At 72.5% G+C, this 13,691-nt stretch carries 12 protein-coding genes; 5 read left to right on the forward strand and 7 right to left on the reverse strand.

Annotated features, from left to right (window positions below; all coding sequences use genetic code 11):
- Positions 1 to 14: 14 nt before the first annotated feature.
- The 3 genes from ACZ3YO_RS20645 to ACZ3YO_RS20655 all read right to left on the reverse strand — a co-directional run bounded on the left by ACZ3YO_RS20645 (position 15) and on the right by ACZ3YO_RS20655 (position 4,505).
- Positions 15 to 581: a type III secretion system chaperone family protein gene (locus tag ACZ3YO_RS20645; protein WP_396324277.1), complete on the reverse strand. Its 567-nt coding sequence runs from the start codon at positions 579 to 581 to the stop codon at positions 15 to 17.
- Positions 582 to 808: 227 nt separating this feature from the next.
- On the reverse strand, positions 809 to 3,430 hold the full coding sequence (clpB, locus tag ACZ3YO_RS20650) for an ATP-dependent chaperone ClpB (protein ID WP_465571151.1): 2,622 nt from the start codon (positions 3,428 to 3,430) through the stop codon (positions 809 to 811).
- 127 nt (positions 3,431 to 3,557) lie between these two features.
- The gene (locus tag ACZ3YO_RS20655) at positions 3,558 to 4,505 is read right to left on the reverse strand and encodes a LysR family transcriptional regulator (protein WP_465571154.1); all 948 of its coding nucleotides are present in this window, start codon (positions 4,503 to 4,505) and stop codon (positions 3,558 to 3,560) included.
- Between the two features lie 71 nt (positions 4,506 to 4,576).
- On the opposite strand from ACZ3YO_RS20655, the gene ACZ3YO_RS20660 reads away from it, so the two are divergent.
- The 4 genes from ACZ3YO_RS20660 (at position 4,577) to ACZ3YO_RS20675 (ending at position 9,315) form a co-directional block, all read left to right on the forward strand.
- Complete coding sequence (locus ACZ3YO_RS20660; RefSeq protein WP_465571157.1) at positions 4,577 to 5,692, forward strand: TDT family transporter; 1,116 nt, start codon at positions 4,577 to 4,579, stop codon at positions 5,690 to 5,692.
- Positions 5,693 to 6,406: 714 nt separating this feature from the next.
- Positions 6,407 to 7,399 (forward strand): helix-turn-helix transcriptional regulator, encoded by a 993-nt coding sequence (locus ACZ3YO_RS20665; RefSeq protein ID WP_465571160.1) that lies wholly within the window; start codon positions 6,407 to 6,409, stop codon positions 7,397 to 7,399.
- Positions 7,389 to 8,324: a LuxR C-terminal-related transcriptional regulator gene (locus ACZ3YO_RS20670; RefSeq protein ID WP_465571163.1), complete on the forward strand. Its 936-nt coding sequence runs from the start codon at positions 7,389 to 7,391 to the stop codon at positions 8,322 to 8,324. Before ACZ3YO_RS20665 ends, ACZ3YO_RS20670 begins: the two co-directional genes overlap by 11 nt.
- Complete coding sequence (locus ACZ3YO_RS20675; RefSeq protein ID WP_465571165.1) at positions 8,317 to 9,315, forward strand: LuxR C-terminal-related transcriptional regulator; 999 nt, start codon at positions 8,317 to 8,319, stop codon at positions 9,313 to 9,315. The genes ACZ3YO_RS20670 and ACZ3YO_RS20675 overlap by 8 nt, the downstream gene beginning before the upstream one ends.
- Positions 9,316 to 9,337: 22 nt before the next feature.
- Here ACZ3YO_RS20675 and ACZ3YO_RS20680 read toward each other — a convergent pair whose 3' ends face one another.
- Positions 9,338 to 9,964, reverse strand: a complete 627-nt coding sequence (locus tag ACZ3YO_RS20680; RefSeq protein ID WP_396324271.1) for a hypothetical protein — start codon at positions 9,962 to 9,964, stop codon at positions 9,338 to 9,340.
- A gap of 350 nt (positions 9,965 to 10,314) precedes the next feature.
- Here ACZ3YO_RS20680 and ACZ3YO_RS20685 point away from each other — a divergent pair, with 350 nt between their 5' ends.
- Positions 10,315 to 10,515, forward strand: coding sequence for a hypothetical protein (locus ACZ3YO_RS20685; RefSeq protein ID WP_396324270.1), 201 nt, complete (start codon positions 10,315 to 10,317; stop codon positions 10,513 to 10,515).
- A 133-nt stretch (positions 10,516 to 10,648) separates the two neighbouring features.
- On the opposite strand, the gene ACZ3YO_RS20690 is transcribed toward ACZ3YO_RS20685, so the two are convergent.
- From ACZ3YO_RS20690 to dnaJ, 3 genes are all read right to left on the reverse strand, one after another.
- Positions 10,649 to 11,647, reverse strand: coding sequence for a helix-turn-helix domain-containing protein (locus tag ACZ3YO_RS20690; protein ID WP_465571170.1), 999 nt, complete (start codon positions 11,645 to 11,647; stop codon positions 10,649 to 10,651).
- 203 nt (positions 11,648 to 11,850) lie between these two features.
- Complete coding sequence (locus tag ACZ3YO_RS20695; protein WP_396324268.1) at positions 11,851 to 12,384, reverse strand: heat shock protein transcriptional repressor HspR; 534 nt, start codon at positions 12,382 to 12,384, stop codon at positions 11,851 to 11,853.
- Between the two features lie 7 nt (positions 12,385 to 12,391).
- A complete protein-coding gene (dnaJ, locus tag ACZ3YO_RS20700) occupies positions 12,392 to 13,549 on the reverse strand; it encodes a molecular chaperone DnaJ (RefSeq protein ID WP_465571173.1) in 1,158 nt (385 codons plus the stop codon).
- Positions 13,550 to 13,691 lie beyond the last annotated feature (142 nt).

Below are 13,691 nucleotides of genomic sequence, written 5' to 3' on the forward strand. Positions count from 1 at the left end.
GGAAGCCGGTGGGGTCAGGCCTCGTCGGTGCCTTCGGGGGCCTCGCCGTCGCCCTCCTCGCCCTCGATCTCCTTCTGGAGGCCGAGGCGCTCGACGATCCACTGCTCGAAGCCGACGGCGGCCTGGGTCCAGTTGGCGGTGGTGGTGACGAAGTAGTCCAGGTTGACGCCGGTGCCGACGATCATCTGGGCCTCGCCGATCAGGCGGACCACGCCGTCCTCGTGGGTGTGGGTGTAGACCTTGGGCCAGAGGGTCTCGCGGTTCCACTCGTCGATCAGGTCGAGGATCTCGCCCTTGTCCTCCAGCGGGTACGCGCGGTCGTAGAACGCGCGGACCGCGAAGAGCTCCTTCTGCTCGCCGCGGAACATGTAGTAGACGCGGAAGCCCTCCCAGGGGGCGGTGAGGTCGCCCTCCTCGTCCACCACGTGCTTGAGCTGCATCTGGTCCAGCAGCTGGGTCACCAGGGCCTGGTCCGGAACGATGATCGGCGGCGGGCCGGCCGGTCGGCCGCCCTGGCCACCGCCGGGCTGGCCGCCCTGCGGGACGCCGAACGACGGGATGGACGACGGGTCGATGCTCATGGGGGTCCTCTTCCTCAGTGCACGTGGTGGCCGGCAATGAGAGGCCGCCCTTTCCACCTCCCATCCTGCCTCATTCGGGCCCTGCCTCACAGGGGCGGCAACCCGGGAAGGATCTTGCAGGAGCGTCTGCCGGGGGCGGCGGACACCGAGGGTGAACAGGGCGGTGGGCCGCTCCCGTGGAAGGGGCGGCCCACCGTGGGCGGGGCTCCGGCGAGAGCCCCGGTGCGCTACTTCTCCAGCGGCCCGCGGCCACGGACGGTGAGGCGGTCGGTCTCTTCGTCCCGCTCGACCACGACGGTGTCGCCGTCGTGCACCTGGCCGGAGAGGATCGCCCGGGCCAGCTGGTCGCCGATCGCCGACTGCACCAGACGGCGCAGCGGGCGGGCGCCGTACGCCGGGTCGTAGCCGGTGAGCGCCAGCCAGTCCCGGGCCGCCTCGCTGACCCGGAGGGTGAGCCGGCGCTCGCGCAGCCGCTCGCCCAGCCGGGCCACCTGGAGGTCGACGATCCGGCTGAGCTCGGCGGTGCCCAGCGGGTCGAAGACCACGATGTCGTCCAGCCGGTTGAGGAACTCCGGCTTGAAGGCGGCCCGGACGGCCTCCAGCACCAGGGCCTTCTTCCGGTCCTGCGAGGAGGCCTGGTCCACCGGGCCCGGTTCGTTGAACGCGTGGCTGCCCAGGTTGGAGGTGAGGATCAGGATCGCGTTGCGGAAGTCCACCGTGCGGCCCTGGCCGTCGGTGAGCCGGCCGTCGTCCAGTACCTGGAGCAGCACGTCGAAGACCTCGGGGTGGGCCTTCTCGACCTCGTCCAGCAGCACCACGCTGTACGGGCGGCGGCGGACCGCCTCGGTGAGCTGGCCGCCCTCCTCGTAGCCGACGTACCCGGGCGGGGCGCCGACCAGGCGGGAGACGGAGTGCTTCTCGCCGTACTCGCTCATGTCGATGCGGACCATCGCCCGCTCGTCGTCGAAGAGGAAGTCGGCCAGGGCCTTGGCGAGTTCGGTCTTGCCGACGCCGGTGGGGCCGAGGAAGAGGAAGGAGCCGGTCGGGCGGTCCGGGTCGGCGATGCCGGAGCGGGTGCGGCGCACCGCGTCCGAGACGGCCTGGACGGCCTCGCGCTGGCCGATCAGGCGGCGGCCCAACTCGTCCTCCATGCGCAGGAGTTTGGCGCTCTCGCCCTCCAGCAGCCGGCCGGCCGGGATGCCCGTCCAGGACGCGACCACGTCGGCGACGTCGTCCGGACCGACCTCCTCCTTGACCATGGAGTCGCTGGTGTCCTCCCCGGCGGCGCGCTCCTGCGCCTCGGTCAGCTCGGTCTCGGCGGCCGGGATCTCGGCGTACATCAGCTTGGAGGCGCGCTCGAAGTCGCCGTCCCGCTGGGCGCGTTCGAGGGCGCCGTGCAGGTCGTCCAGGCGCTCCTTCAGCTCGCCCACCCGGTTGAGGCTCTTCTTCTCCTGTTCCCACCGGGCGGTGAGCACGCTCAACTGCTCGTTCTTGTCGGCGAGATCGCGCCGCAGTCGGGCGAGCCGGTCGACCGAGGCAGGGTCCGACTCCTTCTCCAGGGCCAGCTCCTCCATCCGCAACCGGTCGACGGAGCGCTGGAGTTCGTCGATCTCGACCGGGGAGGAGTCGATCTCCATCCGGAGCCGGGAGGCCGCCTCGTCGACGAGGTCGATCGCCTTGTCGGGCAGGAAGCGGGAGGTGATGTACCGGTTCGAGAGCGTCGCGGCGGCGACCAGGGCGGCGTCCGAGATCTGCACCTTGTGGTGCGCCTCGTAGCGGCCCTTGAGGCCGCGCAGAATCGCGATCGAGTCCTCCACGCTGGGCTCGCCGACCAGCACCTGCTGGAAGCGGCGCTCCAGGGCCGGGTCCTTCTCGATCCGCTCGCGGTACTCGTCCAGCGTGGTGGCGCCGACCATCCGCAGCTCGCCGCGGGCCAGCATCGGCTTGAGCATGTTGCCGGCGTCCATCGCGGAGTCCCCGCCGGCGCCCGCGCCGACCATGGTGTGCAGCTCGTCGATGAAGGTGACGACCTGGCCGTCGCTCTGCTTGATGTCGTTCAGGACGGCCTTCAGCCGTTCCTCGAACTCGCCCCGGTACTTCGCGCCGGCGACCATCGCACTGAGGTCCAGCGCGACCAGGCGCTTGCCGCGGAGCGACTCCGGCACGTCTCCCGCGACGATCCGCTGGGCCAGGCCCTCGACCACGGCCGTCTTGCCGACACCGGGCTCGCCGATCAGCACGGGGTTGTTCTTGGTGCGCCGGGAGAGCACCTGGACGACCCGGCGGATCTCCTGGTCCCGCCCGATCACCGGGTCGAGCTTGCCCTCCCGGGCGGCCTGGGTGAGGTCGGTGCCGTACTTCTCCAGCGCCTTGTAGGTGCCCTCCGGGTCGGGCGAGGTGACCCTGCCGCTGCCGCGCACGTCCTTGAACGCGGCGAGCAGGGCCTTCGGGGTGGCGCCCTGCTGCACCAGCAGCTCGGCGACGGCCCCGCCCTCGGCGGCCAGGCCGACCATCAGGTGCTCGGTGGAGACGTACTGGTCGTCGAGGTCGTCGGCGCGCTTGCCGGCCTCGGTGAGCACGGCCAGGGTGTCGCGGGCCAGCTGCGGGGCGGCGACGGTGGAGCCCATCGCGCTGGGCAGCGCGGCCAGCTGCCGGCGGGCCTCGGCGTCGACCCGGCCGACGTCCGCGCCGACCGCCTCCAGCAGCGGCCTGGCGATGCCCTCGGGCTGCTCCAGCAGGGCGGTCAGGATGTGCACCGGCTTGACGTCCGGGTTGCCCGCGGAGCCGGCCTGCCGGATCGCGGCGGACAGGGCGTCCTGCGTCTTGGTGGTGAACTTGCTGGCGTCCACTGCTGGGGTGTCCTCCTTGCTGGGGGGCGGATCGTGCGAGCTGATGAGCGGATCCGCATGCTGGTGTCGAATCCTGCCGAGTACAGCATGCACTAAGTTGAGTCTATTCCGCTCAACTCATCCGGACTCAACGTCTGGATGAACGATGGTGGGGCCCCGGCTTTCGCTCCGGGGTGCGCCGGGTGAGCGTCAGCAGCTCCCGGGCCGGCCCGCTCGGCCGCCGCCCGGCCGGCCAGACCGCGCGCAGCGGGCGCCGCAGGTCCAGCCCCTCCGCCAGCGGCACCTCCACCAGCCGCCGGGTCGCCAGCTCCTCCACCACCGCCAGCTCGCTCAGGCAGACCGGACCGGCGCCGGTCATCGCCGCCGCCTTCAGCGCCGTCGACGAGGCCAGCTCCATGCGCGGCCGCGCCGCACCCCCGTACGGCGCCAGCGCCATCTCCAGGACCTCCCGGGTGCCCGAACCCGGCTCGCGCAGCACCAGCGGGGTCGCGGCCAGCTCGGTGCCGGTCAGCGGGGCCCGGCGGCGCGCCCAGGCGTGGCCGGGAGCGACCACGACCACCAGCCGGTCGGCGGCCACCACCGCGCCGGCCAGCCCCGGCGGCGTGGACGGGCCCTCGACGAAGCCGAGGTCCGCCTCCCCGGCCAGCACGTGCCCGGCGACGTCCGCCGAGTTGGCCGTCCGCAGCGTCACCGCCGTCCCCGGGCTGGCCTCGTGCAGCGCCAGCAGCCAGCCCGGCATCAGGTACTCGGCGACGGTCAGGCTGGCCACCACGACCAGCCGGGCGTCCCGCCGCTCGCGCAGCGCGTCGATGCCGGCGTCCAGCGCCTGCGCCGCCTCCACCACCTGGCGGGCCCACTCGACCACCAGCCGGCCCGCCTCGGTCGGCCGGCTGCCCCGGGGCGAGCGGTCCAGCAACGGGACGCCGATCTGCTGCTCCATGCCCTTGATCCGGGCGCTGGCGGTCGGCTGGCTCACCCCCAGCTCGGCCGCCGCCCGGCCGACACTGCCCAGCCGGGCCACCGCGAGCAGCAGCTCCAGCGCACCGAGTTCGGGGACGCGCGGAGAGAGGGCCATAGGTTCAGGCTATGTCCTCATAGAGCGCCCGGCGCTACCGGTACCCGCCCGCCGACGGCACGGTGGATCCCATGGCCACCCTGATCGACACCCCTGCCCCACGACCCCTCCTCCGTACCCGCCCCGCCCGCCCCGATCTCGCCCAGCTGGGCCCGAACTGGTACGCGGCGGTCATGGGCACCGCGATCGTCGGCAACGGCGCCGCCGCCCTCCCGGTCGCGCTGCCCGGGCTGACCGGGTTCGGCGAGGTGATGTGGGGCCTCGGGCTGGCCGCCCTGGTGGTGCTCGGGTCCGCCCGCGTCGTCCACCTCACCCGGCACCGGGCCGCCGCCCGCACCCACCTGCTGGACACCCCGGCCACCGCCGTCTTCTACGGCTGTCCGCCGATGGCCCTGCTCTCGGTCGGGTTCGGCACCCTGGTGCTCGGCTCGCGGGTGATCGGCACCGGCCCCGCCGTCGCCCTGGACGCGGTGCTCTGGGGCGCCGGCACCCTGTACGCGCTGACGGTCGCCGCCGGCATCCCGTACCTGATGATCACCCGGCACGCCGTCTCCCCGCTGGAGGCCAACCCGACCTGGCTGCTGCCGGTGGTCGCCCCGCTGGTCGCCGCCTCCACCGGCCCCGCGCTGGTCCCGCACCTGCCGGCCGGCACCCCGCAGCAGGCCATGCTGTACGGCTGCTGGGCGCTGCTCGGGGTCGGCCTGCTGGCCACCCTCGCCCTGCTGCCGGTGGTGCTCACCGGCCTGCTGCACAGCAAGATCCCGGCGCCGGTGCTCACCCCGGCGCTCTTCCTGGTGCTCGGCCCGCTCGGCCAGTCCACCACCGCCGTCCACCAACTCGCCGACGCCGCCCGCCCGGTCACCCCCCGGCTCGCCCCCGCCGCCCTCGCCTTCGCCGAGCTGTACGGCGTCGCGGTGCTCGGCGTCGCGATGCTCTGGCTCGCCGTCGCCACCGCCGCCAACCTGCGCGCCCGCCGGGCGGGAATGACCTTCGCGATGACCTGGTGGGCGTACACCTTCCCGATCGGCACCTGCGTCACCGGCGCCGCCGCCCTCGCCCGGCACACCGGCTTCGCGGGCTTCACCGGGCTGGCCGCAGGGCTCTTCGTCCTGCTGGTCGCCGCCTGGGTCGTCGCCGCCGCCGGCACCGTGGCCGGCCTGGCCGCCGGGCGGCTGCTGGCGCGCTGAGCGCCGTGCACCTGGCCACCGGGCGGCTGCCGGCGCGCTGAGCGCCGGGCGCCTGGCCGCTCGGTGGTGGGCCGGATGCCCGTCCACCTGGCCGCCCGCTGGTGGGCCGGATGCCCGTCCACCTGCCCGGAAGACACCCGGTCACCGAATGACCGGACGGTCGGACTCCACGGGCCGACCGGCGTGACCAGCGGTTTTGCACACCGCCGGAGCATCGCGCGGGAGCCCGCGCCGACCGTCCGCTGCAGGTTCCTGCAATTGCGGGAACATGCACTCGGGCGGCACTTGTTCACCGGCCGTCACGCTGTGAGGGTGGAGTCACGCCAGGTCGTCCGGGCAACCGCAGCCCGATGGTGGCGATCTGCTCTTCAAAACTGGATGCGAACGGTACGTCCGTGCCTGCATATCGGGGGGAAGAGCGCCGGCCGGGACGCCATGTGTGGTGATGGCCCCCGGGACCGGAGCCGGCGAGGCGTTGCTGCTCCGCCTCGCCGGAATCGTCCAGACCCTGGCGTGACACCGGCGGCCCCCGGGCCTCCCGGCGTGCGACGGCACCCGGGACCTCGGGGTCCGCCGGCTCGCAGTACCGTGATCGCGTGCGGCGCGCGGTGCCGGGATCATGCCCGCAACCGTGCGGGAACACATGGCAGCCGCGGCACCTGCGTACCCGAAGCACAGGCGTATCCGAGATCCATCCGGCAGGGAGTGTTCGAGGTGACGGCGGACCCGACGGCCGCTCCGGGCATCACCGGGCCGTCCGGCGAACCCGACGAGGAGGCCCGCCGGCTCTACCTGGCCATCCTCGACGGCGGCGGCCGCATCCCCGTCGCCGACGTCCCGGAGGCCGACCGGGCCGCGCTGCGCCGGCTCGTCGACACCGGCCTGCTGATGCCCAACCCGATGGACGCCTGCTACACCGCCGTCAGCCCGCGCTCGGTCAGCGACCGGCTGGGCGCCGAACTGCGCAGCGAGGCGACCCGGCTGCTGGTCCGCGCCGAGAACCTCCCCGGCGCCCTCGACTCCCTCACCCGCGCCTACGACGCCATGCCCCGGCCGCCCGAGCGCTCCGGCGGCGCCGTCTACATCGAGGGCCACGTCCACATCCGCCACCGCATCTCGCAGCTGGTCTCCGACTGCCGCAGCGAGGTCCTCACCGCCCAGCCCGGCCACCGCCCGGCCGACGCCCTGCAGATCGCCCTCCTTCAGGACGTCCAACTCCTGCAACGCGGCTGCTCGCTGCGGACCATCTACCAGCCGGTGGCCGTCTCCGAGCCCGCCGCCCTCGCCTACGCCGACAAGGTCACCCGGCACGGCTCGCTGATCCGGATCCTGGACGAGCCGTTCCAGCGGCTGTTCGTCTTCGACCGCTCCGTCGCCGTGCTCTCCGCCAACGAGGACAACAGCACCGCCGCCTTCATCTCCGACCCGGCCGCGATCGCCTTCCTGGTCAACACCTTCGAACGCGACTGGGCCCGCGCCGACACCACCGACTGGGCCGCCGCCCGCGCCCACGGCCCCGCCCGCGACGCCGCCGAGCGGGTCGGCCGCCTGCTCGCCCGTGGCCTCACCCAGCGCGCCGTCGCCACCCGCCTCGGGCTCAGCGAACGCACCGTCGCCGCCCACATCTCCCGCCTCCGCGAAAGGCACGGTGCGCAGACGCTGTTCCAGCTCGGCTGGCTGATGCGAGGCGGCCCGGATGACCGATGAGCCCACCACCGCCGAACACGCCCTCTACCTGGCCGCCCTCGCGGCCGGCGGGCACCTGCGCGCGGCCGCCCTCACCCCGGCCGACGCCCCCGCCCTCACCGGCCTGCTGAGCCACGGCCTGCTCGTCCCCGCCACCGCCGGCTACACGGCCGTCGACCCGCGCTGCGTCAGCGACCGCGTCGGCGCCGGACTCCGCACCGAGGCCACCCGGTTGCTCGTCCACGCCGAACGGCTCCCGGCCGCCCTGGACGACCTGACCCGCGCGTACGACGCCGTGCCCCGCCCGGTGGTCCCCCCGGAAGCCGTCCATGTCGAGGGCACCGCCGAGATCCGGCAGCGTGTCGCCGAACTCCTCTCCGACTGCACGGAGGAGCTGCTCGCCGCCCAGCCCGGCCCCCGCCCGGTCGTCGGCCTGCGGATGGCGATGCCCCAGGACCTCGCACTGCTCAGGCGCGGCGGCGCCATGCGGACCCTCTACCAGCCGCTGGCCTTCGCCGACCGCGCGGTGGCGGAGCACGTGCGGTCGATGGCCGGACACGGCGCCCGGGTCCGGGTGCTGAAGGAGCCCTACCGGCGGATGCTCGTCTTCGACCGCTCGGTGGCCGTCATCCCCGCCGCCGACGACGAAAGCCGAGCGGCCTTCGTCCACAACTCCGCGGTGGTCGCCTTCCTGGTCGCCGTCTTCGAACGCGACTGGTCCCGGGCCACCCCCGCCGGCCACCCCACCAGCGCCGCCGCGCCCCACCCCACCACCACCCGCGTCGGCCACCTGCTCCGCCAAGGCCTCACCCAGCGCACCATCGCCACCCGGCTCCACCTCAGCGAACGCAGCATCGCCGCCCACATCGCGCGCCTGCGCCGCCGCCACGACGCCCGGACGCTGTTCCAGCTGGGCTGGCAGATGAGGGGCGGCGGCGATGACTGAACCCCGCACCGCGTCCGACCTGCTGACCGCGGCTCTGCCGGACGCCGCCGCCCGGGAGCTGTACCGCGCCATCCTCCGCGAGGGCGGGCGCATCCGGGCCGCCGAGGTCGGCCCGGCGGACGCCGCGGCGCTGGACCGGTTGGTCGAAGTCGGCCTGCTGGTGCCGCTGCTGATGGACGCCTCGTACAGCGCGGTCGACCCGCGCTCGGTCACCGACCGGATCGGGGTGGACATCCGGCTGATGAGCGCGCGGCTCCTGCGGGAGGCGGAGCAGCTGCCCGATCTGATGGACGACCTCACCCGGGCCTACGATTCCGCGCCGCGTCGCCATGACGGCCCGGCAGGCGTCAGGTACCTCGCGGACATGGCACAGATCCGCCACGAGATCGAGCAACTGGCCCAGGCGTACCGGGCGGAGGGGCTGACCGCACAGCCCGGCGGGGCCCGGCCGGCCGGACTCCTACCCGACTCGCTCGACCGGTCCCGCCGCTACCTCGAACGCGGTGGCACCATGCGGACGATCTACGAACCGGCTGCCCGGTTGGACGGCCCGACCGTGGAGTACGCGGTCGAGGCCACCAGGCTCGGGTGCGCGATCCGGGTGCTGGCCGTGCCGTTCAAGCGGATGCTGATCTTCGACCGCACCGTCGCCGTCATCCCGGCCGCGCCGGACAACAGCAGTGCCGCCTTCGTGGAGGACCCGGCGACGGTGGCCTTCCTGGTCGACGTCTTCGAGCAGCACTGGCAGCAGGCGGACGGGGTGAACTGGGCCGGCCTGGTCGCCGGGCCGGCCGAGCCCGCCGTCCACGATCAGGTCGGCCGCCTGCTCTCCCAGGGGCTGACCCAGCGGGTGATCGCCGGCCGCCTGGGTCTCAGCGAGCGTACGGTGGCCGGTCACATCGCGCGGCTGCGGGAGCTGTACGACGCGGAGACCCTGTTCCAGCTGGGGTGGCAGATGCGGGGAGCCCGGACGCGGGAGCCCGATGCGTGAGCGGCCGGGCGGCGAGCCGAGGTCAGCCGGTGGCGGCGTTGCTCGGCCAGTACCCGGTCGGGCCGACGGCCGGGGGCTGCTGGCGGGGGACGGTGAACTGCTCGCCGGGGGCGGTCCAGAAGCCCTCGCGCAGGGAGAGCGCCATGCCGGCCCAGTCGAGGGCCGTCTCGACGGTGTGGTGGAGGGCCTCCTGCGACCAGGTGTCGTCGAAGACGAGCGGCAGCACGGGGGCGACCTGCTCGATGGTGGCGATCAGCGGGTTGTGCGTGATCGCCTCGTCCACCAGCAGGACGATCGGCTTGCGCAGCGCCGACGCCCACCCCAGCTCGAGGCTCACCCCGGCGGACAGCGGCGCGCCGACGTACGCGAAGACCAGGTCGGCGGACTGCAGGGCCCGGAAGTCCGACGGCACCCGCGGCTCGGGGGCCCGGCCGGCGACGGTCCAGGCGTCGCTGTGGTGCGCGCTGTACACGGCGGCACCGCTGCGCAGGAGCGTGGTGCGAAGCGTCGTCAGTCGCGTCCGGCTGGCCAGGGTCACCACACTGTCGGCCGGCCCGGTCAGTCGCATCAACGGCGCGGCCAGGAAGACTCGTGCACGCCGGCCCTCGGGGGCCTGGCTGTCGTGGTGACGCAGGTAGGGCTCGGTCATTGTCGACTCCGGGGGAGGGCGTCGGTGGTGGCTGCATCACGGCCGACGCGTGGCGTGGAGGTTGCTGCTCAGAGAATTTGGGCCGATTTATCGTTGTTTCGCCGCCCAGTGATACCGGCGCCGAACGGGAGGATCCGGCGTTGAGGTGAGGAGGGCGTGAGTTGATCGTCCACCGAGCAGAGCCGGCAGTCCACTGACGCACAGTGTCATCCGTCTGCATGGCACAGAGATGCCACCCTCTGCATGAGTTCGTCCGTGACAGTCGCAAGCTCTATGTGGCACCATCTGAGCGTTTGATGGCATGTCGTATGCGCTTTCGATCGGACATGCCACGAGAGATTGGGGTGTGCATGTCTCGTCTGCGTCAGGTCGCCAGTGCGGCCATGGTGGCGATATCCGTTGGCTTCGTTGCCGTGCTCGGCATTGGCGTCAGTGGACATGATGCCGATAGTTCTGTCCATGTCAATCGATCGGTCACCGGAGTCGATTCCAATGACCAGTCAGCCCAGGCGTCGCTCAGCTTTTTGGAGAATGACCACCAGTGGACATGACAGTTTCGCCCGGCTTGTGGCGAATCCTGTGATGTGGTGACTGTGGGCCGGGCGATGCGGCACGGGTGAGGGAGTACCCGCGGCCGGCAGCCGGCGGGGGCTCGTGCTGTCGCCGGATGCGGCGCGGCGGGGGCTAGCCGTCGTGGGACTCGTGCTGCAGGCGCGCGAGTGCGTAGCCCAGCTGGAACAGCGATTCGACGTTGTAGTCCTCGCGCATCTCGGCGAGATGGCGGGCCAGTGTCCGTTCGCTGATGCCGAGACGTCGGGCTATCACCCGGTGGTTGGTGCCTTCGAGGAGCAGATCGATAATGGTCTGCCGCAATCGGGAGACCACCTGTTGTGGAACGGTCCGGCCGCCGCTGAAATCGAGGCCGCGGTTCCAGTTGCGCTCGAACACTTCGTGGAAGAGGAAGTGGATGACTGCCGGATCGTAGATGAAGGCAGCGACGTTGAGGTCTTCCGCGACCGGAATCACGGCGAGGAGCCGGTCGACGATGATCAGCCGCGTGTAGGGCTCGTCGAGAGTGCGGAACTTGCCTCCCGCCTCGGTGATTTTCGCGACGTAGTCCCGGGTCGGCGCGTGGTACCGGGTGCTCGGGTGGTAGATGGTCCGCGTGGATATGCCGCGCTTCAAATCACCCAGGTCGTCGGAGATGGCTCGCGAGAGGACCTCCGGAGGCCGAGGTCCGCCGGGCTGGGCGGCGAGTATCTCCTCCTTTGCCGAGGTCACGGCGTGGTTTATCCGTTGGGCGATCAGTGCTTTTCCGTGCACGTATTCGATGATCCCGCCGGTCGACTCCGGCCGGTGGAATGCCTCGGCAAGGCCCTGTAGGTCGCTCGGGACGGCTATGGCGCGCGCCAGGAGGTCAAGCGCCTGCCGCTGCCACGTGGTGCTCAGTCTGGTGGCCAATTGCTGAGGGTCGACCGCCACCAGGACCTCGGGGTCATCGGTGTCGGGAATGAGCAGGCCGATATCGAGCAGTTCGCCGAGATGGCCGTAGCTGCTGTCGTGGATTTCTTTGCGGTTGATGCGGCCACGGGTGCGGATAATCAAAAGGTAGAGATCGTGGGCGGCGGCGGACAGCGTGCCCGCGCTGACAACATCCGGACCGGAGTCGTTCCTCCCGCTCATTCACGGCTCCTTCTCGATGACCGAACTGGCCCCATGGTGGTACTGGCACCTCACCGCGATCCTAGATCGTGAGGCGGATGCAGGATCGGGCATTCTTCCACTGCTGCGTGGCGAACCTGTTGACTGGCACCCTCTCACCAACGGACAGCCGCCGGCACCCCCCCGACCAGAGGGAACCGGCGGCCGTGTCCAGGCTCGGCAAGTCAGCGCTTGGGCCGCCACACCACCAGGGCGCTGGACTGGGTGGGCGGCTGGTAGGGCACCAGGTCGCGGCGGTAGGAGGCGTGGATGGTGGCCTCGCGCTGCTGGAGGGTGGTGGCGGCACCTTCGAGGGAGTCGGCGAGCTCGGCGATGCGGGACTGGAGGGCGGTGACCTGGTTCTCCAGCTCGATGATCCGCTTGATGCCGGCCAGGTTGATGCCCTCGTCCTGGGAGAGGCGCTGGACCTCGCGCAGCTGCTGGATGTCGCGGGCGGAGTAGCGGCGGCCGCGGCCGGCGGTGCGGTCGGGGCAGACCAGGCCGAGGCGGTCGTACTGGCGCAGCGTCTGCGGGTGCAGGCCGGAGAGCTCGGCGGCGACCGAGATCACGTAGACCGGGGTGTCCTCGGTGAGGACGTACTGCGGGGGCGGGGCGGCCCGGCGGGCGCGCGGGGCACTGCCGGGGAGGCCTTCGCCCACGCCGGGGCCGATCGGGCCGCCGGGGCCCAGGGGGCCGAGCGGGCTGCTGTCGGGGGTCATCTGGTCGTCACGCTCCCTTCGCCGCCTGGAACAGGGCGGCTCGTGGGTCGTCGGAGGCGGTGGCCTCGCGGTACTGCTCCAGGGCCGTCAGCGCGTCGCCGGTGACGTGCTGGGGCACCACGACCTCCACGGTGACCAGGAGGTCGCCGCGGGTGCCGTCCTTGCGGGTGGCGCCCTTGCCGCGGGCCCGCAGGGTGAGGCCGTTGGCACTGCCGGGGGGCAGCTTGAGCTTCACCGAGGGGCCGTTGAGCGTCGGCACCTCGATGGTGCCGCCGAGAGCGGCTTCGGGGAAGGTGACGGGCACCGTCACGGTGAGGTTGTCGGCCTTGCGCCCGAAGACGGGGTGCGTGTCGACGTGCACGGTGACGTAGAGGTCGCCGGCCTGGCCGCCGCGCTCGCCCTGGGCGCCCTTGCCCTTGAGGCGGATGCGCTGGGCGTCCTGGACGCCGGCCGGGATCCGGACCTGCATGGTGCGGGCGGAGCTGGCCCGGCCGCTGCCGTGGCAGTCGGGGCACGGGTCGTCGACGATCATGCCCCGGCCGCGGCAGTCCCGGCAGGGCTCGGAGAGGGCGAAGGCGCCCTGGCCGCGGCTGACGGTGCCGGCGCCGACGCAGGTGGGACAGACCCGGGGGGTGGTGCCGGCCTTGGCGCCGGTGCCGCTGCAGGTGCGGCAGGCGGCCTGGCTGGTCATCCGGAGCGGGACGGTCGCGCCGTCGACGGCCTCCTCGAAGGAGAGCGTCACCTCGGTCTCGACGTCGGCTCCGCGCCGGGGCTGGGGCTGGCGGCCGCCGCGGTTGAAGAGACCGCCGAAGACGTCGCCGATCCCGCCGCCGCCGGCGCCGCCGCCGCCCTGGCTACCGCTGAAGAGGTCGCCGAAGTCGAAGCTGTAGTTGCCGCCGCCGGGGCCGCCGGAGCGGAAGCCGCCGTTGGCGAAGAGGGTGCGCGCCTCGTCGTACTCCTTGCGGCGCTTCTCGTCCGACAGGACGTCATAGGCCTCGGAGATGTCCTTGAAACGCTCTTCGGCCTTGCTGTCGCCCTTGTTCGCATCGGGGTGGAACTCGCGCGCCAGCTTGCGGTACGTCTTCTTGATCTCGGTGGCGGAGGCGTCCTTGGGCACGCCGAGGACCTTGTAGTAGTCCTTCTCCACGTAGTCCTTGCCGCTCATGCGCCCACCTCGCTTCGCTCGGCAGCCGCTTCGCGGAACGCGCGCCCCCGGTCGATTCGCTCGCTGCGCTCGCTCATGCGCCCACCTCGCTTCGCTCGGCAGCCGCTTCGCGGAACGCGCGCCCCCGGTCGATTCGCTCGCT

Source organism: Kitasatospora sp. NPDC022785 (assembly GCF_055561295.1).